Origin of the sequence: Actinomadura rifamycini DSM 43936 (genome assembly GCF_000425065.1) — a bacterium.
GTDB classification, from domain to species: Bacteria; Actinomycetota; Actinomycetes; order Streptosporangiales; family Streptosporangiaceae; genus Spirillospora; species Spirillospora rifamycini.
This window is the reverse complement of the sequence record NZ_AULB01000020.1, coordinates 60,640-84,181: the sequence shown is the minus strand read 5'-3', so window position 1 is coordinate 84,181 and position 23,542 is coordinate 60,640. Positions and strand designations below refer to the sequence as shown.

The following is a 23,542-nucleotide window of genomic DNA, read 5'->3' as shown; positions in this document are numbered from 1 at the left end:
TCAATGGGTGACCCCGATCACCTCCCTCTCCTCCCGCCCTCTCACCGGCCCGGATCCTCCGGCAGGAGCCGTCGATGACACCGAAGCCCCACCGCCTCCTCGACCTGCACGTCCCGCCCCGCCGCCTCGACCCCGCCGACCTCGAAGAGAACCTGGACGCCGGGGACCCCGCCCTGCTGCTGATGAGCCTGGTGCAGATCACCGGCGACGTCTCGCCGCTGGACCGCTTCGGGCCTCTCATCGGCGTCGAGCAGCCCGCCCACAAGGGCGACCTCCGCCTGCTGCCCGCCGGACGCCTCCCCGAGCAGGCGTTCGCGGAGCTGAAGAAGCTGCTCGTCGAGGCGCTCTCCGCGACCGCGCAGCCGGAGTACCTCCAGGTACCGGACGACGCGCTGTTCCGCCGGATGATCGGCCTGGCCACCGGTGAGGACGTCGCCGACGAGTTCGTCGGCGTCATCAAGGAGCAGGCCGGGTTCGTGCCGAGCACGCCCGTGATCGAGCGGCGCACGCCGCCGCCCGCCGGCTTCACCGTGGCGATCCTGGGCGCGGGCATGAGCGGGATCGGCGCCGCCATCGCGGTGGGCGACGCGGGGTTCGCCTACGAGATCTTCGAGAGCGCCGACGACATCGGCGGGACGTGGCGCGTCAACACCTACCCGGGCGTCGCCGTGGACACCCCGAGCGTCTACTACTCGTTCTCGTTCGAACCGGAGGCGGGCTGGTCCCGGTACTACCCCGTCGGCACCGAGTACCAGGAGTACCTGCGGCGCGTCGTGGACAAGTACGGCGTCCGGCCCAACATCCGCTTCAACACCGCGATCGAGTCCCTGGTGTGGGACGACGACGACCAGGTGTGGGTCATCACCGCGGACAGCGGCGGGCGGAAGGTCACCTCGCGCGCCAACGCCGTCATCACGGCCGCCGGGTTCCTCAACCGCCCGAAGTACCCGGACGTCCCCGGCCGCGAGACGTTCGCCGGGACGAGCGTGCACTCGGCCGCCTGGGACCCGTCGATCGACCTCACCGGCAAGCGCGTGGGCGTCGTCGGCGCCGGCGCCACGTCGGTGCAGGTCGTCGACGCGATCATCGACGAGGTCGAGCATCTGACGCTGTTCCAGCGGCAGCCCCACTGGGTCATGCCCAACAACCTCGGCGAGGGGATCGTCCCCGAACGCGAGCGGTGGCTCAAACGGCACGTCCCGTTCTACGAGCGCTGGCAGCGCGCCAAGACCTACTGGTTCGTCACGGACAACAACTATCCGACCGTGCGGGCCGACCCGGAGTGGATGGCGGCGCACCCGCTGTCGATCTCCGAGGCCAACGACCGGTATCTGCGGATGTGCCTGGGGCACCTCGAGGCGTCCTTCGGCCACGACCCGGACCTGCTGAAGAAGATGACCCCGGACTTCCCCCCGCACGGCAAGCGCATCATCCGCGACCCGGGCGGCTACTTCACCGCGCTCGCCGGCGACCGCGCCGACGTCGTCACCGGCGGGCTCGCCGAGGTGACCCCGCGGGGCGTCCGCACCGAGGACGGCGCCTTCGTCGAACTCGACGTCATCATCTACGCCACCGGCTTCACCCTCGACTTCCTGTCCACGATCGAGATCGTCGGGCGGGACGGCGTCCGGCTGGCCGACGCGTGGGCGGACAACGACCCGCGCGCGTACCTCGGCGGGACGGTCGCGGGCTTCCCGAACCTGTTCGTCACCTCGGGCCCCAACTCCAGCAACGGGCACGGCGGCGGCCACAACTTCATGACCGAGGTCGTCGTCCACTACATCACCGAGTGCCTGCAGCTGCTCGTCGAGCGCGGCGCCCGCTCCATCGAGGTGACGCCGGAGGCGCTGGACGGGTTCGTGGCGCGGGTCGACGCCCAGATGGAGGGATCGATCTGGCGGAACTCCGACCGGGCCCACACCTACTACCGCAACGCCTCGGGCCGGGTGCTCCTGCCCCAGCCCTGGCGGATGGTCGATTACTGGCACATGTGCCGCACCCCCGACCCGTCCTGCTTCGAGCTGCGCTGACGTCCGACCGCGCCGACATGGAAAGGAGACCCGGCATGGTGGTTCTCGACCCGGACGCGCAGGCGCTCGTCGACGCCGCGAAGGCGGCGGGAGCGAAGCCGTACGGAGAGATCGGCATCGAGGCGGTGCGGGCGCGGATGGAGGCGGCCCCCCGGCCGCCCGCACCCGAGATGGCGGAGGTCGCCGACCTGGCGTTCGAGGGGCCGCACGGCACGGTCCCGGTCCGGCTGTACCGGCCGAGGCCGGAGCGGGGCGGCCCGGCGATCGTCTACTTCCACGGCGGCGGCATGATCATGGGCACCCTCGACTCCTTCGACGCCCTCGCCCGCCGCCTGGCCGCCTCCTGTGACGCGGCGGTGCTCAGCGTCGAATACCGGCTGGCCCCCGAGCACCGCTACCCGGTCGCGAGCGACGAGGCGTTCGCCGCGGTCGGCTGGGCCCACGCCGCCGCCGGCGAGCTGGGCGTCGACCCGGCGCGCATCGCCGTCGCCGGGGACAGCGCGGGCGGGTCGCTGGCGGCGGGCGCCGCCCTGCGCGCCCGCGACGAGGGCGGCCCCCCGATCCGCGCGCAGATGCTCTTCTATCCCGGCCTGGAACGCGCCTCCGACCGCCCGTCCATGGCGGAGTTCGCCGACGGGCCGATCCTGACGCGCGCCGACGTCGTCTGGATGAAGAACCAGTACCTCGGGCCGGACGAGTCCGCCGACACCCCGTACGGCGTGCCCGCGCTGGCCCGCGACCTGGCGGGCCTGCCCGACGCGATCGTCGTCACGGCCGAGGCCGACCCGCTCCGCGACGCGGCCGAGGACTACGGCCGCCGGCTGCGGGAGGCCCGCGTCCCGACCGCGCTGCTGCGCTACCCCGGCGTGTGCCACGGGTTCCTGTCGCAGGCCGCGCACCTGCGCCGGGCCCGGACCGCCTTCACCGAGATCGGCGCGCTCGCCCGCGCCAAGTTCCAGGAGCCGTCATGACAGGGCCGACCGCAGGACCACCGGACGGGACGCGCCGCACCGCGCGGGAGCGGTTCACCGGAGGGACCGCCGTGGTCACCGGCGGCGCCTCCGGAATCGGCGAGGGCTTCGTCCGCCACCTCGCCGCGATCGGCATGAACGTCGTCATCGCCGACCTCGACGCGGACGGGGCCCGGCGGCTCGCCGGCGCACTCGGTTCCGCCCCGGGACGGACGATCGCCGCCGAGGCCGATGTCACCGACCCCGAGGCCGTGTCGATGCTGGCCGAGCAGACGTTCGCGCGGTTCGGGTCGGTGGAGCTGCTCGTCAACAACGCCGGGCTCGAGACCGCCGGGCCGCTGTGGGAGGTCCCGGCCGCCCGGTGGCGGCAGGTGATGGCGGTCAACATCGACGGGATCTTTCACACGGTCCGGGCGTTTCTGCCCCGGATGATCGAGGCGGGACGGCCCGCGGTCATCGCCAACATGTCCTCGGTCGGCGGGGTGTCGTCGGCGCCGCTGCAGGCGCCGTACATCGTCAGCAAGCACGCGGTGCTGGCGCTCACCGAGTGCCTGCACCAGGAGGTGGCGCTGACCGGCGCGCCGATCCAGGTCTCGGCGATCCTGCCGTACTCGGTCAGGAGCCGGATCTTCACGAGCGCGCAGGCGTCCGCGCCGACCGGCGATCCCGCCGCCGCCCGGCTCTTCGAGGCGATGCAGGCCGCGAACGTCGCCGCCGGGATGGACCCGGTGGAGGCCGCCGCGCACATGACCGACGCCCTCGCCGCGGGCGACTTCTGGGTCTTCTCCGACGACGACGCGGGCATCGCCTCCCTGCGGGCCCGCGCCGACCAGCTGGCGCACCGGTCGCCGCCGCGGAACCCGCACGCGCTGCTCGCCGAGATCGAGGCGTCGGCCGCCCCCGGCGCGGAGCACTGGCACTGACCCGCGCCCGCATCCCTACGACTTCGACATTTCGACAGGCAGGAGACGCATCCATGTTCAAGCTGGACGGCAAGGTCGCGCTGGTCACCGGCGCCGGGCAGAACGTCGGCGCCGGGATCGCCCGCGCTCTGGCGGGCCAGGGCGCGACGGTCGCGGTGAACGACTACCACCCCGACCGCGCGCGACGGGTCGCCGAGGAGATCACCGCGGCCGGCGGCGCCGCGTTCCCGGTGCCCTTCGACGTCACCGACCTCGACGCCGTCACCGCCGGGTTCGCCGCCGTCGCCGACCGCGGCCGGCCGGTCGACATCCTGGTCAACAACGCCGGGACGGGCGGTCCGGACCGGACCATGGAGATGCACCCGTTCCGCGAGATGCCGGTCGGCTACTGGTCGCAGATCATCGACGTCAACCTGTACGGCGTCCTCAACTGCTGCAAGGCCGCCCTCGACCCGATGGTCGAGAACGGCTGGGGCCGCATCATCACCATCTCGTCCGGTGCCGGGACGGTCGGGCTCGACATCGGCGTGTCCACCTACGCGGCGGCCAAGGCGGGCGCGATCGGGTTCATGCGGCACATCGCCAAGGAGAACGCCCGGTCCGGCGTCACCGCCAACACCGTGGCGCTGGGCCTGGTCCTCCGCAACGTCAAGGACCCCGAGCTGGTCAAGAAGCTCGCCGACCCGATCCCGGTGGGGCGCCTCGGCACCCCCGAGGACGCCGGACACCTCGTCGCCTACCTGGCCTCCGAGGAGGCGTCCTGGATGACGGGCCAGACCATCGGCCTCAACGGCGGCACGACCACGTCCTGACCCCACGGGCCTCCCACTGGCTGGGAAACCACGAGGCGGCCGTGGGAGGGCCGCGATTACGTTCCTCGATAGGCCGCCACGAGCGGATCGAGGGCCATGACCACCGAGCTGACCTGGGCGTCCACGGCGCGCAAGCTCGCCACCGACGAGGGCGTGCCGCGGTACGACGAGGCCGGAGACAGCCCCCCGCTGCTGTCGCACGGCTCCGGGCCGGCGTGACGGGCTCCCTTCCCACCCCCGGCGCCGCCGGCCCGGACCGGCTCCCGGCCGGCTCGAGACAGCAATGGAGAAACAGGCGATGACCAACCGCGTGCTCGACACGATCATGGAACGGGCGGAGGAGATCCGCGAGCTGGGCCCGGTCAACGAGCGGCTCGGCAAGCTGGACGACAAGGCCGCCAAGGTGCTGCGCGACTCCGGCGTGATCCGGATGCTGCAGCCGGGGACGCACGGCGGGCTGGAGGCGCACCCGCGGGAGTTCGCCGAGGCGGTCATGGGGATCGCCTCCCTGGACGGGTCCACCGGCTGGGTCGCCGGGATCGTCGGCCTGCACCCGTGGGAGATGGCGATGGCCGACCCGCGGGTGCAGCAGGAGATCTGGGGCGACGACCCCGACACCTGGATCGCGTCCCCGTACGCGCCGATGGGCGTGGCCCGTCCCGTGGACGGCGGCTACATCTTCAACGGCCGCTGGCAGTTCTCCTCCGGCACCGACCACTGCGACTGGATTTTCCTCGGCGGAATCCTGGGCGACAAGGACGGCAAGCCGGTCGAACCGTTCGAGGGCCTTCACCTGATCCTGCCGCGCTCCGACTACGAGATCGTCGAGGGCTCCTGGGAGGTCGCCGGGCTGAAGGGCACCGGCAGCAAGGACATCATCGTCCGCGACGCCTTCGTGCCCGACTACCGCGTCATGAAGTTCGCCAAGGTCATCGACGGGTCCGCGCCCCGCGAGGCGGGGCTGACCAATCCGACCTACCTGGTGCCGTTCTCCTGCGCGTTCCCCCTCGGCATCACCTCCGCCGTGATCGGCATGGCCGAGGGCGTCCTCGCGCACCACATGGCATACCAGCGCGACCGGGTGCAGATCGTCGGCACCAAGGTCAAGGACGACCCGTACGTCCTGTACGCGATGAGCGAGGCGGCCGAGGAGATCGCCGCGTCCCGCACCCGTCTCCTCGACTTCGCCTCCCGCATGTACGACAAGGCCGCCGCGGGCGAGGAGGTCTCGTTCGGCGAGCGGGCGGCCGGGCGCCGCCTTCAGGTCCGGTCGGCCTGGCGGGCCGTGCACGCGGTGACCGAGCTGGTGGTGCGCTCGGGCGGCAACGCCATGCGCGTCGACAACCCGATCCAGCGGTTCTGGCGGGACGCCCACGTCGGCCTCGCGCACGCCATCCACGTCCCCGGCGCGGTCTACCACGTGTCCGCGCTCACCGACCTCGACATCGAGCCTCCGCAGGGCCCGATGCGCTCGATGATCTGACCCGCGCTCCCACTGATCGGGAGAGACCGCCGGCGACTCCGGCGGATCCGTTGGCCACAGGAGGCACAGTTACATACATCCGAGGAGGCCGAGGAGTCCGGCCCGGTCTCCGACGGCCTGTACCTGCGCATGGACGAGCGCCGGTACCGCCTCGCCGTCCTGCCGGACGACGCCGACCGGGTCCTGGCCGTCGGCTGGGAGGTGCGCGATCAGTTCGCGCTCGCCGCCGTCCGGGATGCCGTCGAGAAGGCCGGCGTCGAAGTCTCCGTGCTGTCGCACACCGAGGCCGGCGGCTGTCAGCGGTGATCTCCTCCGCGGTGCAGTGGGCCTCGTCGACGAGCATGCCGCCGCCGGGGGCGCGCACGCGAGGGAGGTGGCCGCGACGCGGCACCTCCCTCGCTTCCGTCGGCGGCCGTACGTCAGACCGCCGCCGCGTTCCTGCCGGCGCGGCGGCCGAAGAAGGTGCCGTCGCCCAGTGAGGTACCACTGCAGTAGCCCCAGGAGGGGATGCCCGCGGTCGTCCGACCGGCGGCGAACAGCCCGGGTATCGGGTCGCCGTCGACGCCGAGGACCTCGCCCCGCACGGAGGTGTGCAGCCCGCCCAGCGTGAAGATCCCGAAGGGCGTGTTCCGGAGGTCCAGCATCCCGTAGGGCGGGGCGAGCGTCCTGAGCCATCGCGCCGACTTGTGGAACAGCGGGTCCTCGCTCTTCCCGGCGTGCGCGTTGTACATCTCGACGGTGTCCGAGAGCACGCCCGACGCGATGCCCGCCAGGTCCTCGAGTTCGGCGAGGTCGTCGGAGACCCAGGTCGGCTCGACGGGACGACCGGCGGTCCGCTCCACCTCCTCGTTGATCGCCTCATCGTAGAGGAGGAACACCTGGCGGTCCTGTCGGAAGAGCGCGGCCTGCCCGACGCGTCCCGGATAGGTGTCCTCGTTGATGAACCGGCGCCCGTGCGCGTCCAGGAGCACGGAACGGAAGAGAAGCGCGGGATCGGCGGGGAAGGCGACCTGGCCCGCATCCATGTGCCGGACCGCCGCGCCGGCGGCCTGTCCCATGCGGATCGCGCCCCCGTCGTCGTGGTCGGTGCCGACCAGCCGGTTGCGCGACAGCCGCGGCGAGTGCTGGGCGAGCATCCGCTGATCCGCTCCGAAGCCGCCGGCCGCGAGGACGACGCCGCGCCGTGCCCGCAGGAAGGCGCGCTCGCCGAACGTCACCGTCTCGGCTCCGACGACGCGGTCGCCGTCGACCACGAGCCGCTCGGTCCGGACGCCGTACCGGACCGAGGCCCCGGACCGCTCCGCGGTGGCCGCCAGATGCTTCATCAGCATCCAGCCGGCCGACCGCTCGCCCGGTCTCTTGTCCTCCATGTGGACGATGTGCCCGCGCGGTGCGGCGGGCACCCGGTCGGCGAACGGGTGGGCGTTCTCACCGCCGGTGTACATCAGCCCGTAGCCGGTCGGAGCCTCCCAGCTCGGTTCCGTCCACAGCCCGGCCCCGAACGGCACACCGCACCCGACGAGCCAGTCGAAATGCTCCAGGCTCCCCTCGCAGTACGCAGCGAGTTTTTCCTCGTCGGGGCCCGGACCGGTGGCCATCTGAAGGAAGTCGTACATCGCCTCCGGGGTGTCGTGCACACCGCAGGCGATCTGTACGGGCGTGCCCCCGCCCAGATAGATCTCCCCACCGGACATGGCCGTGGCCCCGCCCCAGCCGCCCGCGGCCTCCACGACCAGTACCTCGGCCCCGGCACGGGCCGCCTCGATCGCGGCGCTCGCCCCGGCGCAGCCGTGGCCGACGATCAGCACGTCCGTCTCGGCCGACCAGCCGCGAACGTCCGACATCGGCACCGGGGCCGTCCTCGTGATCTGCATCGGGTTCTCTCCCGAGATCGGGACCGGCACGGTCAGCCGGTCAGGAGGTGGCGGGCGGCTCGGTAGCCGAAGACCATCCCCGAGCCGAGCGGGACGCCCGGCCCCGGGTACACGTGACCGGCGACGGACGCGGCGGAGTTGCCCGCCGCGTACAGGCCCGGGATCGGGTCGCCGGACGCGTCCAGGACGCGGGCGTCGGCGTCGATGCGGGCGCCGCCCTTGGTGCCGAGGTCGCCGAGGACGATCTGGACGGCGTGGAACGGCCCGCGGTCGAGGGGGACCAGGCACGGGTTCGGGCCGTCGCCGGCGGCGAAGAAGCGGTCGAACGGGTCCTCGCCGCGCCGGAAGTCGGCGTCCTCGCCGGTGGCGGCGAAGCCGTTGAACCGGTCGACCGTGCCCGCCAGGGCCGGCGCGGGGACGCCGATCAGGTCGGCCAGGCCCTCGATGGTGTCGGCGGTGCGCCACAGGCCGGCCTCGCGGAACGCGGCCGGGTCCGGGCGCGGCTCGCACAGCGCGGGCACGTTGTCGAACCTGTCGTCGAACACGAACCAGACCGGCAGGTGGGAGACGCCGGTGGCGTGGCCGCGGCGGATCTCGTGGCCCATCCGGTCGTAGGGCAGGGACTCGTTGGCGAACCGCTCCCCCGCCGAGTTCACGAAGATCCCCCCGCGCAGCCCGAGGGTGAACTCGGCGCGCCCGTTCGGGAAGGGGATCGCCGGGCACCACCACGCCTCGTCCATCAGGTCGACGGACGCGCCGGCGGCCCGGAGCACGGCGAGCGCGTCGCCGGTGTTCGTGCCCGCGGCGGCGGACGTCCAGCCACCGCCGGGCAGGCCGTGGTGCCGAGCGCGCAGCTCGTCGTCGCGCTCGAACCCGCCCGCCGCGAGCACGACGCCGCGAGCGGCCCGCAGCCGGACGGTCCCGTCCGGTCCTTCGGCGACGACACCGGTGACCCGTCCTTCGTCGAGGATCAGCGACCGCATCCGCGTGCCGGTGCGGAGGTCGGCGTTGCCGGTCTTGTCCAGCGCGAGCAGGAACCGGCCGATGAGCGCCTGGCCGCCGGTGAGGGTCGCGCGGTCCTGCTCGATGCCGTGCTGGTCGAGCGCGATGGTCGGGCGGAGTTGGGTGAGACGGTCGCCGAGTTCGGCGGCGGGAAGCGGCACGGGGAAGATGTCCCGGCCGTTCTCGATGCGCCCGGGAGCCTCGAAGTAGTCGGGGAACGGCTGGTACCGGAACTGGAGGGCGGGGTCGCGTTCGAGGAACTCGACCAGCTCGGGGCCGGTGGACAGGTACGCCCGCTGCAGTTCGGCCGGGGTGCGGTCCCCGACGACCGCGGTGAAGTACTCCGTCCCCAGTTCGACGCTGTCGGGCACTCCCGCGCGGTGCTGCGCCTGGTTGCCCGGGAGCCAGATGCCCGAGCCCGAGTAGGCGCTGGTGCCGCCGAAGTGCGCCGTCTTCTCCAGGACGATGGTGCGCAGCCCGTTCGCGGCGGCGGTGTAGGCGGCCGCGAGGGCGGCGCCGCCGGAGCCGACGACGATCACGTCGGTGTTCTCTGTGGTCACTGGTTCGCTCTCACTTCCGGTTCAGCCGTCCGAGTTCGTCGGACGTGAGGACGAGGTCGGCGGCGGCCAGCGAGTCGAGGACGGACTCGGGCCTGCTCGCCCCGGGGATGGGGATGATCGAGGGGGACCGGTGGAGCTGCCACGCGAGCGCGATCCGCTGCGGGCTGACGCCCCGGTCCTTCGCGACGGAGTCGAAGGCGGCGAACCGCGACCCGAGGTCCTTGGCACCGCGCATCCCGCCCAGCGGCCCCCAGGACAGGAACGCCAGGCCGAGTTCCTCGCACAGGTCGATCACGGGTTCGGCGGCCCTCGCGCGCGGCGAGTATTCGTTCTCGACCGCGACGAGGGCGCCGCCGAGCACGTCGTGGGCGGTCCGGACCTGCTCGACGCTCGCGTTCGAGACGCCCACGCGCCGCACGAGTCCTTTCTCGTGGAGCTCCTTGAGCCCGCCCATGCTCTCCTCGTACGGGACCCGCGGGTCCGGGCGGTGGTGCACGTAGAGGGGGAGGGAGTCGAGGCCGAGCCGGCGCAGCGACGCCTCGCACGCGCGGCGCAGCCATGCGGGACGGCCGTCGATCCACCAGGTGTCGGTGTCGAAGTAGCGGACGTGGCCGCCCTTGGTCGCGACCACGACGTGGTCGGTGGAACCGGGATACCGCCGGAGGGCCCGGGCGACCGCGAGTTCGTTGACGCCGTAGTCCCCGCCCGCCGGGCCGTACACGTCGGCCGTGTCGAGCAGGGTGACGCCCGCGTCCAGGGCGGCGTGCACCGTCCGGATGCCGCGTTCCTCGTCGTGGCCCGGAACCTGGGTCAAGGTCATCGCGCCCAGGCCGATCGCGGACACCCGCAGGTCCCCAAGCCGCCGGAGGGGAACGTCCGTCATTTGCCGACCACGGTCCAGCCGCCGTCCACCGGCATCCGGACGCCCGTCGAGAAGGTGGCGTCGAGCAGCATGAACTCGATCGCCGCCGCCATCTCGTCCGGGGAGCACAGCCGGCCGAGGGGCATCCGCGCCTCGGTGGCCGACAGGTCGTATCCCTGGTCGACCATCTCCTGCACCATGGGCGTCAGGGTGTGCCCCGGCGCGACCGCGTTGACGCGGATCCCGTGCGGCGCCCACTCGATCGCGAGGTTCTGCGTGAGCTGCTCGATCGCGGCCTTGGCGACGCCGTAGTCGGCCTGGTCGCGCCACCCGCCGTACGCGGTCGTGGAGGAGATGGTCACGACGGACCCGCCGCGGAGACCGGCCTCCAGCATTCCCGCGACGAGCGACCGCGCGGTGACGAGCGTCCCGACGAGGTGGACGTCGAGCACCCGCCGGTAGGCGTCCAGGTCCAGTTCCAGGGCGGGCTTGAACTCGCCGCGGATGCCGTGGCAGGTCACGAGGCGGGTCGGGGTCCCCGCCTCCCGGGCCGAGGCGTCCAGCGCGTCCCGCACCTTCGCCTCGTCGGTCACGTCGACCCGGAACGCCCGCGGCACGTCGTCCGGCGGCGCCTGCATGTCCAGCACGGTCACGGCGAGCCCGCGTTTCAGCAGCCGCCGCACGACCGCCAGGCCGATGCCGCTGCTGCCGCCGGTGACGACCGCGTGTTCTCGGGGGCCCTGTTCTCCGGGCATGGGCTCAACTCCTCTTCGGTGTGTCAGCGGTCCCGCGGCGGGCGGCCGCCGGTCGCGGCGGTGACCGCGTCGGCGGCGCGGACCAGCCGGTCCCGCCAGCCGGCGATCCGCTCGACGCTCGCCCGCGGCGGCATCCGGAACAGGGCGAGCACCTGCACGACGTCGCCGTCCCGGCCGTAGACGGGGGCGCCCAGCAGGCGGACGTCGTGGAGGCGGCCGGGGTCGAGGTCGGCGGGCTCGTAGTGCTCTTTCAGCCGTTCGAGCAGGGCGCCGACCCGGCGTTCCAGTTCGGGGGTGCGCTGCGTGCTGGAGAACGCGTCGATCTCGTCCCAGACCTCGTCGTGCTCGGGGGCGCGCAGGGCGATGGACCAGCCGCGGGACGACGCCCGCCGCAGCGCTCGCCGGTAGTGGTCCCGGTCCCGTTCGGTGAGCGGGAGGTTGCGGCGGGCGAGCCAGGCGTCGACCGCGGCGTCGTCGCGTCCGGCGACGAACAGCGCGCCGTAGGGCGGCGCGAACGGCATCCGGCGGCCGATGTGGCCGTGGACGGTGCTCTGCCCGGTTCCGGCGGAGCCGGCGACGACGACGAGTTCGTCCGCCACGATGCACTGCGCGTAGCACTCGAGCCCGAGGTCGGACGACACGGCCTCCATGTGCTCGCGGGCGATGTCGGCCACCCGGATGTGGCCGAGCAGGTCGCTCTCGTAGGGGGCGACGAGCGCGCCGGGCGAGAACCCGCCGTAGCCGCCCTGGAAGAACAGCAGCGGGGACCTCGGCTCCAGCACCCCGAGGTCGCGGACCCGGCCGAGGACCATCAGGTGGTCGCCGGCCTTGTGGACGGCGTCGAAGCCGCAGTCGATCCAGGCGACGGCCTCCTCGAGCAGCGGCGCGCCGGACGGGGCGGGCCGCCACGGCACGTCGGCGAACTTGTCGCCGCTCTTGGCGGCGAACTGCCGGCACACGTGCTCCTGGTCGGCGGCGAGCACGTTGACGCAGAACGAGGAGGCGGTGCGCAGCCGCGCCCACGTGCTCGACGTCCTGCTCGGCAGGAAGGAGACGAGCGGCGGGTCGAGGGACACGGAGGAGAACGAGCCGACGACCATCCCGACCGGCTCCCCCGTGGCGGCGACGCCGGTGATCACGACCACGCCCGTCGGGTAGTGGCCGAGGACGTCGCGGAACCGCCGCTTGTCGAACGGCGCGGCCGGGGCGCTCACCGGGCCTCCTTCAGGGTGGGGGCGCCCCCGGGTGCGGGCTCGGGCGCGGGCGCGCCGAGGTGCTCGCGGAGGGTGGTGCCCGTGTAGTCCTCGCGGAACAGGCCGCGGTCCTGGAGGCGCGGGACGACCTCCTCGACGAAGTCCTCGAGTCCGCGGGGCAGGTCGGCGGGCAGGAGGTTGAAGCCGTCGGCGGCGCCCGCGGTGAACCAGGCGGCCATCTCGTCGGCGACCTGGTCGGGCGTCCCGACGATGGAGCGGTGGCCGGTGCTGAGCCCGATGCGCTGCGCGACCTGGCGGAGGGTCAGGCCCTCCTCCTTCGCCATGTCCATGAACAGGCGGGGCCGCGACACTCCGGCGTGCGGGGGCAGCAGGCCGGCGACGTCGGGGAACGGCTCGTCGAGGTCGTAGGCGGTGAAGTCGATCCCGCCGAACATTTGCTGCATGAAGGCGAGCGTCGCGTCGGTGTGCACGAAGCCGCCGAGTTCCCGGGCCAGGTCCCGGGCCTCCCGCACGGTCCTGCCGATGATCGGGGTGAGGCCCGGCATGACGGCGACCGCGCGCGGGTCGCGGCCGTTGGCGGCCACCAGCTCCCGCATCCGGTCGACGAACGCCTTGGAGTCCCCGATGTCGAACTGCGTGGTGAACACCATGTCCGCGTAGCGGGCGGCCAGGTTCATGCCGGTCGGCGAGGATCCGGCCTGCACCAGGGCGGGACGGCCCTGCGGGGACCTCGGCATCGTCAGGGGCCCGCGGACGGTGAAGTGGGCGCCCTCGTGGTCGAGCCGCCGGATCCGGTCGAGGTCGGCGTACACGCCCGCGTCCCGGTCCAGGACGATCGCGTCGTCCCGCCAGCCGTCCCACAGCCGGGTGACGATGTCCACGAACTCGTCGGCGCGCTCGTAGCGGGACTCGTGCTCGGGCAGGTCGGCGGAGCCGTAGTTGCCCGCCGCCGCGGCGATCGCGGTGGTCACGATGTTCCAGCCGACGCGGCCGCCGCTGAGGTGGTCGATGGTCGCGAACTGGCGGGCCACGGTGAAGGGGTGGCTGTAGGTGGTCGAGCTGGTGGCGACGAGTCCGATGCGGGACGTCACCGCCGACAGCGCGGCCACGAGGCTCACGGCGTCCGGCCACTCGGTGGCGTCGGTCCCGATCGAGGTGCTGAGGTTGAGCGCCTCGGCGACGAACACCGCGTCGAACTTGCCCTGCTCGGCGACCTGGGCGACGCGCGTCCAGTGCTCCAGGGTGTGGACCTTCTCGGGTTCCGTGCGCGGGGACCGCCACACCGAGTGCGCCGCGCCCAGTCCCCGGGCGAAGACCGCGAGATGCATCCGGCGGCCGGTGTCGTTCATGATTGCTCCCTTGTCGGCAGGCGTGGGTGGTGTCCGGACAGGTCAGAGCCGCTCGATGATGGTGACGTTGGCCTGGCCGCCGCCCTCGCACATGGTCTGGAGGCCGTAGCGTCCGCCGCGGCGTTCGAGTTCGTGCAGCAGGGTCGTCAGCAGGCGGGTCCCGGTGGCGCCGATGGGGTGGCCCAGCGCGATGGCGCCGCCGTTGACGTTGACGCGGTCCATATCGGCGCCGGTCTCCTCAACCCAGGCGAGGACGACCGACGCGAACGCCTCGTTGATCTCGATCAGGTCGAAGTCGTCGATCGCCATGCCGGTCTTCTCGAGGGCGTGCCGGGTGGCGGGGATGGGGCCGGTCAGCATCCAGACGGGGTCGTCGCCGCGCACCGAGATGTGGTGGACGCGCGCCCGGGGCCGCAGGCCGAACTCCCGGACGGCCCGCTCGGAGGCGACCAGCACGGCGGACGCGGCGTCGCTGATCTGGCTGGCGACGGCCGCGGTGATGCGGCCGCCCTCGCGCAGCGTCCGCAGGCCGGCCATCGTCGCCAGGTCGGTGTCGCGGCGCGGCCCCTCGTCGGCGGAGACGCCGCCCAGCGGCGCGATCTCCGCGGCGAACCGCCCCTCGTCGGCCGCGGCGACGGCGCGGTGGTGGCTGCGCAGCGCGAACTCCTCCATGTCCGCGCGCGAGACGTCCCACTTCTCGGCGATCATCTCGGCGGCCCGGAACTGGGAGACCTCCTGGTCCCCGTAGCGGGCGAGCCAGCCCGGCGACTCGGCGAACGGGGTGGTGAAGCCGTACCGCTCCCCGACCGTCATCGCCGCGGAGATCGGGATCGCCGACATGTTCTGCACGCCGCCCGCGACGACGAGGTCGGCGGTGCCGGACATCACGCCCTGCGCGGCGAAGTGCACCGCCTGCTGGCTGGAGCCGCACTGCCGGTCGATCGTCACCCCCGGCACGTGGTCCGGGAGGCCGGCGACCAGCCAGGCGGTCCGGGCGATGTCGCCGGCCTGCGAGCCGATGGTCTCGGTGCAGCCGAAGATGACGTCGTCCACCCGTCCGGGGTCGACGCCGCCGCGGTCCATGAGCGCGGAGAGGACGTGGGCGCCCAGGTCGGCGGAGTGGACGCCGGACAGCCCGCCGCCCCGGCGGCCGACCGGCGTCCGGACCGCCTCGATGATGTAGGCCTCGGCCATGTGAACCCTCCTCGGGTGTCGGGGTGCGGCGGGATCAGGGGTGCCGGCTGCTGGCGGACACGACCTCGCCGGTGAGGTAGGACGCGTAGCCGGAGGCGAGGAAGACCATGACGTTCGCGATCTCCCAGGGTTCGGCGGCCCGGCCGAACGCCTCCCGGCCTTTCAGCTCCGCCAGGAACTCGGGCGTGGTGACCTTGGCGAGGAACGGATGCATCGCCAGGCTCGGCGCCACGGCGTTCACCCGGATCCCGTGCGGGGCGAGGTCCATCGCCGCGGACCTGGTCAGCGCCATCACGCCCGCCTTCGCGGCGGCGTAGTGCGCCTGCCCCTCCTGCGCGCGCCAGCCGACGACCGAGGCGTTGTTGACGATGACGCCGCGCCGTCCGGCCGCGACCATGCGGCGGCCGGCCGCGCGCACGCACCGGAACGTCCCGGTCAGGGAGACGTCCAGGACCTTGCTCCACTGCTCGTCGGTCATGTCGAGGAGGGAGACGGTGCCGCCGAGCCCCGCGTTGTTGATCATCACGTCGACGCCGCCGTACGGGTCGGCCGCGTCCAGCAGCGCCGCCACCTGCGCCTCGTCGGTCACGTCGCACGGCACCGCGGCCACCCGGTCCGCGCCGAACTCCGCGGCCAGCGACGCCCGCGCCTCGTCGAGCCGCCGCTCGTGGGTGTCGCCGAGGACGACGGCGCGGGCGTCCTCCTCCAGGCAGCGGCGCACGACGGCCGAGCCGATGCCGGCGCCGGCGGCGGCGGTGACCACGACGGTCCGGCCCTCCAGGAGGGCGTGGCCCGGGACGTAGTCCGGCGCGGGCTGCTCGGTCCTGGCGGTGGTCACGGTCGGGCCTCCCTGGGCAGGCCGAGCACGCGCTCAGCGAGGATGTTGCGCTGGATCTCGTCCGAGCCGCCGTAGATGGTGTCGGCGCGGCTGTGCAGGAACAGGCGCTGCAGGTCGTCGAGCTCGTACGGCTCCCGCTCCACGACCAGGGACGTCGCCCCGGCGACCCGCATGGCGAGCTCGCCGAGGTCGCGGTGCCAGTTCGCCCAGAGCAGCTTGGTCACCGACGCCTGCATCGCGCCGGTCGAGCCGTCGCCGGAGAGGGTGCGCAGGGCGTGCAGGCGCAGGGCCTCCAAGCCCGTGCGGGCGTGCGCGAGGCGGTCCCGGATCACCGGGTCGTCGAAGGCGCCGTTGCGGCGCGCGAGGTCGACGACGGCGTCGAGTTCGCGCGCGAACCCGACCTGCTGCCCCACGGTGGAGATGCCGCGCTCGAAGCCGAGGGTCGCCATCGCGACCTTCCAGCCGTCGCCGGGGGCGCCCACCGCGAGGGACGCCTCGGTGCGGGCGCCGTCGAAGTACACCTCGTTGAACTCCGAGGTCCCGGTGAGCTGGTGGATGGGCCGGACGTCAACGCCGTCCTGGCGCATCGGGACGAGCAGGTACGACAGCCCGTCGTGGCGGCGCGAGCCCGGGACGGTGCGGGCCACGACGAAGCACCAGTCCGCGTGGTGCGCCTGCGACGTCCACACCTTCTGGCCGTCGACGACCCACTCGTCCCCGTCCAGCCGCGCCCGGGTCGACACGGCGGCCAGGTCGGAGCCGGCGCCGGGCTCGGAGTACCCCTGGCACCACAGCTCGCGGACGGCGGTGATCGCCGGCAGGAACCGGTGCCGCTGCTCCGCGGTCCCGAAGGCGATCAGCGTCGGGCCGAGCAGTTCCTCGCCGAGGTGGTTGACCCGCGCGGGGGCGCCGGCCCGCGCGTACTCCTCGTGGAAGATGACCTGGCGCGCCAGGCTCAGCCCGCGCCCGCCGTGCTCGACGGGCCAGCCGAGGCAGGTCCAGCCGTGCGCGCCGAGGTGGCGGTCCCATGCGAGCCGTTCGCCGAACGCCTCGTCCTCCCGGCCGGGCCCGCCGAGCCCGCGCAGTCCGGCGAAGTCGCCGCGCAGGTGGGTCTCGAGCCAGTCCCGGACGTCGCGCCGGAACGCCTCGTCCTCCGCCGAGTACGTCAGATCCACATCCGCCCCTCCGCCGTCCTCATCGATGTGCCGGGGTTGCGGCCGTCCGCCGCGGGCTGCACCATAGCAAGATAAATCAAACATTTGTTAGGGACGCGATCGCAAGGGCGCGTGCCACTCACCGGACAGGAATCGGGAGACGGAATGAGCAACGCGGAGAACGCCGCCGGGGGACGGACCGAGGAGGAGGTCGTCACCTACGAGCGGCGCGGGACGGTCGCGCTCGTGACCCTCAACCGCCCCGAGTACCGCAACGCCCAGAACTCGAAGGTCACCTACGCCCTCGACGCCGCGTTCACCCGGGCGGTCGACGACGACGACGTCAAGGTCATCGTGCTCGCCGGGAACGGGAAGCACTTCTGCGCCGGGCACGACATCGGCACGCCCGGCCGCGACGTGGACGAGTCCTTCGAGCGCAAGGCCGTGATCTGGTGGGACCACACCGGCAGGCAGGGGGTCGACCGGCGGATCGCCCGGGAGTCCGAGGTGTACCTCGGCATGTGCCGCCGGTGGCGGGAGATCCCCAAGCCCATGATCGCGATGGTGCAGGGCGCCTGCATCGCCGGCGGGCTCATGCTGGCCTGGTCCTGCGACTTCATCGTGGCCGCCGACGACGCCTTCTTCGCCGACCCCGTGGTGCGCATGGGCATCCCGGGCGTGGAGTTCTTCGCCCACCCGTGGGTGATGAACCCGCGCGCGGCGAAGGAGTTCCTGTACACCGGCGACCGCGTCTCGGCGGAGCGCGCCCTCGACCTCGGCATGGTGAACCACGTGGTGCCGCGCGCGGACCTGGAGGCCGAGACCCTGGCGATCGCCGAGCGGATCGGCCAGATGCCGTCCTTCGGGCTGGCGCTCACCAAGAAGGCGATCAACCAGGCCGAGGACCTCCAGGGCATGCGGGCGGGGATGGACTCGGTGTTCGGCCTGCACCACGCCGCGCACGCGCACAACGCCGAGGTCGGCGTCGACTCGCTGGCGGGGATGGACGCCCGCAAGATGCGCGACTCGAACGCGGAGAACGGCCGATGAACCTCGACCTGGACGACCGCGAGCGCGCGTTCCGGGACGAGGCCCGCGCCTGGCTGCGCGAGCACGTCCCGCCGGTCCCCCTGCCCGGCATGGACACCGCCGAGGGCTTCGAGGCGCACCGCGCATGGGAGGCGACGCTCGCCGCGGGCCGCTGGTCGGTCGTGTCCTGGCCGGCGGAGTACCTCGGCCGCGACGCCTCGCTCCTCGAGTGGGTGCTGTTCGAGGAGGAGTACTACCGCGCGGGCGGCCCGGCCCGGGTGGCGCAGAACGGCATCTCGCTCCTGGCGCCCGTCCTCTTCGAGTACGGCACCCCCGAGCAGCGGGAACGCTACCTGCGGCCGATGGCGGACGGCTCGGAGATCTGGGCGCAGGCGTGGTCCGAGCCCGAGGCGGGCAGCGACCTGGCGGCGCTGCGCGGCACCGCCGCCCGCGACGGGTCTCGGTGCGGGTGGGTGCTCAACGGGCAGAAGACCTGGAGTTCCCGGGCCGCGTTCGCGCACCGGGGCTTCGGCCTGTTTCGGTCCGATCCGGAGGCGGAGCGCCACCGCGGGCTGACCTACTTCATGTTCCCCTTGGACGCCGACGGCATCACCGTGCGCCCGATCCACAAGCTGGACGGTCATCCGGGCTTCGCGGAGATCTTCTTCGAGGACGTCTTCGTGCCCGACTCCGACGTCCTCGGGGCCCCCGGTGAGGGGTGGCGGGTGGCGATGAGCACCGCGGGCAACGAGCGCGGCCTCTCGTTGCGTTCCCCCGGCCGCTTCTGCGCCGCCGCCGACCGGCTCCTGGACCTGTGGCGCGAGCACGGCGCGGACGCGGCGGCGCCGGAGGCGGCGGCGCTCGGCGGGGACGTCGCCGACGCGTGGATCGCCGCCCAGGCGTACCGCCTCTACACGTTCGGCACCGTCGGCCGCATCGCGGAGGGCGGCTCCGTCGGCGCGGACGGCAGCGTCAACAAGATCTTCTGGTCGGAGCTGGACCTGCGGCTGCACGAGACCGCGCTGGACCTGCTCGGTTCCGGGGCGGAGCTGCGCGACGCGGGCGCGGCCGGCGGCGGCGCCTGGATGGACGGCTACCTCTTCGCGCTCTCGGGCCCCATCTACGCGGGGACCAACGAGATCCAGCGCGACATCGTGGCCGAGCGCCTGCTCGGCCTGCCGAAGGGCCGCCGATGAGGTTCGCCCTGAGCGACGAGCAGCGCGCATTCTCCCGGGCGCTGGACGACCTGCTCGCCGGCGCGCGCGTCCCGACCGTGGCGCGGAGCTGGGCGAACGGCGACACCGGGCCGGGCATGGAGCTGTGGAGGCGGCTGGCCGACCTGGGGGTCACCGCCCTCCGCGTGCCCGGCTCCCATGGCGGGCTGGACGCCGACCCCGCCGACCTCGTGGTCGCTTTCGAGGCCCTCGGACGCCACGCGGTACCGGGCCCGTACGTCGAGTCGGCGGTCCTGGCGCCCGCGCTGCTCGGCGCCGTCCCCGGCGGGCCGCCCCTGGCGGGGATCGCCGACGGGAGCACCGTCGTGACCGCCGCCGCGCCGCCGCTGGCGCCGCTCGCCCTGGACGCCCACGCGGCCGACCGGGTGCTGCTGCTCGACGGGACGGCGCTGAGCGCGGCGCGGACCGGCGCCGCCCGCACGTCCGTCGACCGCTCCCGCCTGCTCTTCGAGGCGCACCCGGAGGAGGAGTTGGGCACTCTGGAGCCCGAACGGGCGTCGCGAGCGCTCGACCTGGCCGTCCTGGCCTGCTCGGCCCAGCTGCTCGGGGCGGGCGAACGCGTGCTGGCCGACTCGGTCGGCTACGCCGGGTCCCGGCGGCAGTTCGGGCGGGCCATCGGCGAGTACCAGGCGGTCAAGCACGCGCTCGCGGACGTCCGCGTCGCGCTCGACTTCGCCCGTCCGCTGCTGTACGGCGCCGCCGTCTCGCTCGGTGCGGGCTCGGCGGACGCCTCCCGCGACGTGTCGGCGGCCAAGACGGCGGTATCAGCGGCGGCGTACCGCGCGTCCCGCACCGCGCTGCAGACGCACGGCGCCATCGGTTACACCGAGGAGTTCGACCTCGGCCTGTGGATCACGAAGATCCGCGCCCTCGTCTCCGCCTGGGGCACCGCCGGGTTCCACCGGTCCCGGGTGCTCGCCGCCGTCACCGCCGCGCCCGCGGCCCCGGTCTCGTCCGTTTGGAGGAGGGTCTCGTGTACTTCGCACTGAGCGAGGAGCAGGCCGCGCTCGACGCCGCGGTCCGCTCCCTGCTGGAGCGGCGCGGCGACGGCGCGGCCGTCCGCCGCGCCGTGGAGAGCCCGCGCGGCCACGATCCGGACCTGTGGTCGACGCTCTGCGAGCAGATCGGCGCCGCCGCCCTGGCGATCCCGGAGGAGTACGGCGGCGCGGGATTCTCCCTGCTCGAAACGCACGTCGTGCTGGAGCGGCTCGGGTACGCCCTCACGCCGTCCCCGCTGCTCGGCTCGGCGGTCCTGGGGGCGCAGGCGGTCCTGCGCGCGGGCGACGGCGGCGCCTGCGCGCGGCTGCTTCCCGGCATCGCGGCGGGCACGTCCCTGGCGGCGCTCGCCTGGGCCTCCTCCGACGGGCACTGGCGCCTGGACGGCTCCGATGTGCGGGCCGCGGACGTCGAAGGCGGAGCCGCGCTGAGCGGGACGTCCCACCTCGTCCTCGACGGCGCCGAAGCCGACGTGCTGCTCGTCGTGGCCGCCCGGGAGACCGGCGGGGTCGGCCTGTACGAGGTCGATCCCGGCGCGGGCGGCGTCCGGCGCACCCCCGTGACCGGCCTGGACCTGACCCTGCGCTTCGCGCGGATCGACTTCGACGCGGTTCCCGCGCGCCCGCTGTGCGCGGACGCGCGCGGCCTGCTCGCCGGGCTGCGCGACGTCGCGGCCGTCGCCGTCACCGCGCTGCAGGTCGGCGCGGCCCAGCGCGGTCTCGACATGACGGTCGCCTACGCCAAGGAGCGCGAGCAGTTCGGCCGTCCGATCGGCTCGTTCCAGGCGCTCAAGCACCGGATGGCCGACATGCTCGTGCACGTGGAGACGTCCCGGACGCTGTCCTGGGCGGCGGCCTGGTCCGCGTCCCGGGACGCACCGGACTTCGGGGAACGGGCGGCGATGGCGAAGGCGTGGTGCTCGGACGCGCTGAACGCGGTGGCCGCGGAGACCGTCCAGTTGCACGGCGGAATCGCCATCACCTGGGAGCACGACGCGCAGATGCTGTTCAAGCGGGCGCACGCGACGTCGCAGCTGTTCGGGCAGCCGCACGAGCACCGCCGCCGGCTGCCGCCCGCCTCCGCCGGGGCGGCCGGGGCCGCCCCGGCGGGACCCTAGCGCCCGCCGCGCTCGAAACGTTCGAGGACGTCGACGGCCTCGTCGACGATGCGCGCGATCAGCTCGCGGCAGCTCGGCAGGTCGTCGATGAGGCCGACGACCTGACCCGTGGCCATGACGCCGATGTCGGGACGTCCGTCCAGCAGCGCCGTCCGGTAGAGCATGGGGGCGTTGGCCGCCATGACGACCTGGCTCCAGCTCAGGCCGTGGTTGCGCTTCATCGCCAGGCCCTCGCGGACGATCTCCTTCCAGGGCGTCCGGGACATCCGCTGGAAAGCGACGGCGTTCCCGGCCGCCCGCAGCAGGCGGCCGGGGGCGGTGCCGCGCTCGAGCCGGTCGATGGTGCGGCCGCGGACGACCCGCTGCGGCACCCCGTCGATCTGCCGCGTGAGGACGGTGTCGTCGACGCCGCGGCGGAGGTACTCCTCCTTGACGACCTGCGCCACCGGCGAGTCCGTGGTGAGGAGGAAGCGGGTGCCCATCGCGATCCCGTCGGCCCCGTAGGCGAGGGCCGAGACCAGGCCGCGGCCGTCGAAGAAGCCGCCCGCGCCGAGGACGACGACGTCGCCGGCCGCGTCGCGGGCCTGGGGCAGCAGCAGGCTGGTCGGGACCTGTCCGGTGTGCCCGCCGCCCTCCCCGCCCTGCACGACGACGGCGTCCGCTCCCCAGGCCGCGACCTTCTCGACGTGCCGGCGGGCGCCGGTGGAGGGCATCACCACCAGCCCGCCGTCCTTGCACCGCTTGATCAGGTCCTCGCGCGGGGCGAGCGCGAAGGAGGCGACCTTCACCTGCTTGCGGATCAGCAGGTCGACGCGCTTGACGACGTCCGGCTGGTCGGCGCGGAGGTTGACGCCGAACGGCCGGTCGGTGCGCGACCGCACACCGTCGATGGCCCGCGACAGCTCCTCGTAGGACAGCAGCCCGGCGCTGAGGACGCCGAGGCCCCCGGCCTCGGCGGTCGCCGCGGTGAGGCGGGCGTCCGAGACGTATCCCATGCCGGTCTGGACGATCGGGTACTCGACGCCGAACAGCTCCGTCGCCCGGGTTCTCAGCGCGGGGTGCCTCCGCGTCCCGGAGCCGTTCTCGTCGGGCGTCGGCGAGGCCGTGGCGGGCTGCTGTGCCATGCGGGGCCTTCCCTCTCTAACAAATGTTTGTTTTGATACTGTCCGACGAGTATGCGGGACGCGACGTGCACCGGCAAGCACCGGGCGCCCCCGAAGACCGAGGAGGACCGACCACGTTGACGGACAAGACGATGTCCCTGGACGACTTCGCCGGGACGATCGAATCGGGGATGACCATCGGCATCGGGGGCTGGGGCTCCCGCCGCAAGCCCATGGCGCTCGTCCGCGCACTGCTGCGGACGGACGTGCGCGACCTCACGGTCGTGACCCTGGGCGGCCCCGATGTCGGTCTGCTCTGCGCGGCCGGCAAGGTGCGCAAGCTGGTCTACGGCTTCGTGTCGCTGGACAGCATCCCCCTCGACCCGCACTTCCGCGCCGCCCGCGAGAGCGGCGCCGTCGAGGTCGCCGAGTACGACGAGGGCATGTACGTGGCGGGCCTGCGGGCCGCCGCGCAGCGCCTCGACTTCCTGCCGACGCGCGCCGGCCTGGCCTCCGACGTCCTCACCATGAACCCGGACCTGCGCACCGTCGCCTCCCCCTACTCCGACGAGGAGTACGTCGCGATGCCCGCGCTGCGGACGGACGCCGCGCTGATCCACCTCGACCGGGCGGACGCCGCGGGCAACGGGCAGTACCTCGGCCCGGACCCCTACTTCGACGACCTGTACGCCATGGGCGCGGACCGCTGCTACCTGAGCTGCGAGGAGGTCGTGCCGACCGAGCGGCTGCTCGCGCCCGGCGCGGACGGGCGCGCCGCACCGGTGCAGTCGCTCCTCGTCGGCCGCATGTACGTGACGGGCGTGATCGAGGCGCCGGGCGGCGCCCACTTCACGTCCTGCGCCCCCGCCTACGAGCGCGACGAGGCGTTCCAGAAGGAGTACGCCACCGCCGCCAAGGACCCCGACGCCTGGCGGGCTTTCCAGGAGACGTACCTGAGCACCGGCGAGGACGGCTACCGCGCCGCCGTCGAGAGCCGCGCGGCCGCCGCCGCGTCCGGCGCGAACGAGAGGAGCGCCTGAC

22 protein-coding genes are annotated in these 23,542 nt (G+C 73.5%); 12 read left to right on the top strand and 10 right to left on the bottom strand.

Annotated features, from left to right (window positions below; all coding sequences use genetic code 11):
* The first annotated feature begins 74 nt into the window (after nucleotides 1-74).
* The 7 genes from H505_RS0120005 (at nucleotide 75) to H505_RS52740 (ending at nucleotide 6,525) form a co-directional block, all read left to right on the top strand.
* Entirely contained in the window at nucleotides 75-2,030 is a 1,956-nt protein-coding gene (locus H505_RS0120005; protein ID WP_051300919.1) for a flavin-containing monooxygenase, read from the top strand.
* 35 nt (nucleotides 2,031-2,065) lie between these two features.
* Nucleotides 2,066-3,001: an alpha/beta hydrolase gene (locus H505_RS0120000; protein WP_026403403.1), complete on the top strand. Its 936-nt coding sequence runs from the start codon at nucleotides 2,066-2,068 to the stop codon at nucleotides 2,999-3,001.
* Entirely contained in the window at nucleotides 2,998-3,924 is a 927-nt protein-coding gene (locus H505_RS43125) for an SDR family NAD(P)-dependent oxidoreductase (RefSeq protein ID WP_051300918.1), read from the top strand. Before H505_RS0120000 ends, H505_RS43125 begins: the two co-directional genes overlap by 4 nt.
* 53 nt (nucleotides 3,925-3,977) lie before the next feature.
* Entirely contained in the window at nucleotides 3,978-4,736 is a 759-nt protein-coding gene (locus H505_RS0119990; RefSeq protein WP_026403402.1) for an SDR family NAD(P)-dependent oxidoreductase, read from the top strand.
* A gap of 96 nt (nucleotides 4,737-4,832) precedes the next feature.
* The gene (locus tag H505_RS52450; RefSeq protein ID WP_281173467.1) at nucleotides 4,833-4,955 is read left to right on the top strand and encodes a hypothetical protein; all 123 of its coding nucleotides are present in this window, start codon (nucleotides 4,833-4,835) and stop codon (nucleotides 4,953-4,955) included.
* Nucleotides 4,956-5,034: 79 nt separating this feature from the next.
* Entirely contained in the window at nucleotides 5,035-6,219 is a 1,185-nt protein-coding gene (locus H505_RS0119980) for an acyl-CoA dehydrogenase family protein (RefSeq protein WP_026403401.1), read from the top strand.
* A gap of 12 nt (nucleotides 6,220-6,231) precedes the next feature.
* Nucleotides 6,232-6,525, top strand: a complete 294-nt coding sequence (locus H505_RS52740; RefSeq protein WP_425248263.1) for a VOC family protein — start codon at nucleotides 6,232-6,234, stop codon at nucleotides 6,523-6,525.
* A 113-nt stretch (nucleotides 6,526-6,638) separates the two neighbouring features.
* Here H505_RS52740 and H505_RS0119970 read toward each other — a convergent pair whose 3' ends face one another.
* Genes H505_RS0119970 through H505_RS0119930 form a run of 9 tightly spaced genes read right to left on the bottom strand, consistent with a single transcriptional unit; the run spans nucleotide 6,639 to nucleotide 17,036 of the window.
* Nucleotides 6,639-8,093, bottom strand: coding sequence for an FAD-dependent oxidoreductase (locus H505_RS0119970; RefSeq protein ID WP_034518917.1), 1,455 nt, complete (start codon nucleotides 8,091-8,093; stop codon nucleotides 6,639-6,641).
* A gap of 32 nt (nucleotides 8,094-8,125) precedes the next feature.
* Nucleotides 8,126-9,655: an FAD-dependent oxidoreductase gene (locus H505_RS0119965; protein ID WP_026403399.1), complete on the bottom strand. Its 1,530-nt coding sequence runs from the start codon at nucleotides 9,653-9,655 to the stop codon at nucleotides 8,126-8,128.
* Between the two features lie 10 nt (nucleotides 9,656-9,665).
* Nucleotides 9,666-10,538, bottom strand: coding sequence for an aldo/keto reductase (locus H505_RS0119960; protein ID WP_026403398.1), 873 nt, complete (start codon nucleotides 10,536-10,538; stop codon nucleotides 9,666-9,668).
* Nucleotides 10,535-11,272: an SDR family NAD(P)-dependent oxidoreductase gene (locus tag H505_RS0119955; RefSeq protein WP_026403397.1), complete on the bottom strand. Its 738-nt coding sequence runs from the start codon at nucleotides 11,270-11,272 to the stop codon at nucleotides 10,535-10,537. Before H505_RS0119955 ends, H505_RS0119960 begins: the two co-directional genes overlap by 4 nt.
* Nucleotides 11,273-11,295: 23 nt before the next feature.
* Nucleotides 11,296-12,486: a flavin reductase gene (locus H505_RS43120; protein ID WP_034518827.1), complete on the bottom strand. Its 1,191-nt coding sequence runs from the start codon at nucleotides 12,484-12,486 to the stop codon at nucleotides 11,296-11,298.
* A complete protein-coding gene (locus H505_RS43115) occupies nucleotides 12,483-13,835 on the bottom strand; it encodes an LLM class flavin-dependent oxidoreductase (protein ID WP_034518824.1) in 1,353 nt (450 codons plus the stop codon). Before H505_RS43115 ends, H505_RS43120 begins: the two co-directional genes overlap by 4 nt.
* Nucleotides 13,836-13,877: 42 nt before the next feature.
* Entirely contained in the window at nucleotides 13,878-15,029 is a 1,152-nt protein-coding gene (locus H505_RS0119940) for an acetyl-CoA C-acetyltransferase (protein ID WP_026403396.1), read from the bottom strand.
* A gap of 34 nt (nucleotides 15,030-15,063) precedes the next feature.
* Nucleotides 15,064-15,867, bottom strand: coding sequence for an SDR family oxidoreductase (locus H505_RS0119935; RefSeq protein WP_026403395.1), 804 nt, complete (start codon nucleotides 15,865-15,867; stop codon nucleotides 15,064-15,066).
* Entirely contained in the window at nucleotides 15,864-17,036 is a 1,173-nt protein-coding gene (locus H505_RS0119930) for an acyl-CoA dehydrogenase family protein (protein ID WP_245592584.1), read from the bottom strand. The genes H505_RS0119935 and H505_RS0119930 overlap by 4 nt, the downstream gene beginning before the upstream one ends.
* A gap of 150 nt (nucleotides 17,037-17,186) precedes the next feature.
* Between H505_RS0119930 and H505_RS0119925 the strand changes: the two genes are divergently transcribed.
* The 4 genes from H505_RS0119925 to H505_RS43110 are packed head-to-tail and all read left to right on the top strand — an operon-like array spanning nucleotide 17,187 to nucleotide 21,398.
* The gene (locus tag H505_RS0119925; protein ID WP_026403393.1) at nucleotides 17,187-18,071 is read left to right on the top strand and encodes an enoyl-CoA hydratase; all 885 of its coding nucleotides are present in this window, start codon (nucleotides 17,187-17,189) and stop codon (nucleotides 18,069-18,071) included.
* Nucleotides 18,068-19,246 carry an acyl-CoA dehydrogenase family protein gene (locus tag H505_RS0119920; protein ID WP_026403392.1) on the top strand — a complete coding sequence of 393 codons (1,179 nt, stop codon included), beginning with the start codon at nucleotides 18,068-18,070 and terminating at the stop codon, nucleotides 19,244-19,246. Before H505_RS0119925 ends, H505_RS0119920 begins: the two co-directional genes overlap by 4 nt.
* Entirely contained in the window at nucleotides 19,243-20,274 is a 1,032-nt protein-coding gene (locus tag H505_RS0119915; protein ID WP_026403391.1) for an acyl-CoA dehydrogenase family protein, read from the top strand. Before H505_RS0119920 ends, H505_RS0119915 begins: the two co-directional genes overlap by 4 nt.
* On the top strand, nucleotides 20,259-21,398 hold the full coding sequence (locus H505_RS43110) for an acyl-CoA dehydrogenase family protein (protein ID WP_051300917.1): 1,140 nt from the start codon (nucleotides 20,259-20,261) through the stop codon (nucleotides 21,396-21,398). Before H505_RS0119915 ends, H505_RS43110 begins: the two co-directional genes overlap by 16 nt.
* On the opposite strand, the gene H505_RS0119905 is transcribed toward H505_RS43110, so the two are convergent.
* Nucleotides 21,395-22,522, bottom strand: coding sequence for an NAD(P)H-dependent flavin oxidoreductase (locus H505_RS0119905; protein WP_084550537.1), 1,128 nt, complete (start codon nucleotides 22,520-22,522; stop codon nucleotides 21,395-21,397). The two genes, H505_RS43110 and H505_RS0119905, sit on opposite strands and share 4 nt — an antisense overlap.
* A 131-nt stretch (nucleotides 22,523-22,653) precedes the next feature.
* Here H505_RS0119905 and H505_RS0119900 point away from each other — a divergent pair, with 131 nt between their 5' ends.
* Complete coding sequence (locus tag H505_RS0119900) at nucleotides 22,654-23,541, top strand: CoA transferase subunit A (protein WP_051300947.1); 888 nt, start codon at nucleotides 22,654-22,656, stop codon at nucleotides 23,539-23,541.
* The last annotated feature ends 1 nt before the right edge of the window (nucleotide 23,542 follow it).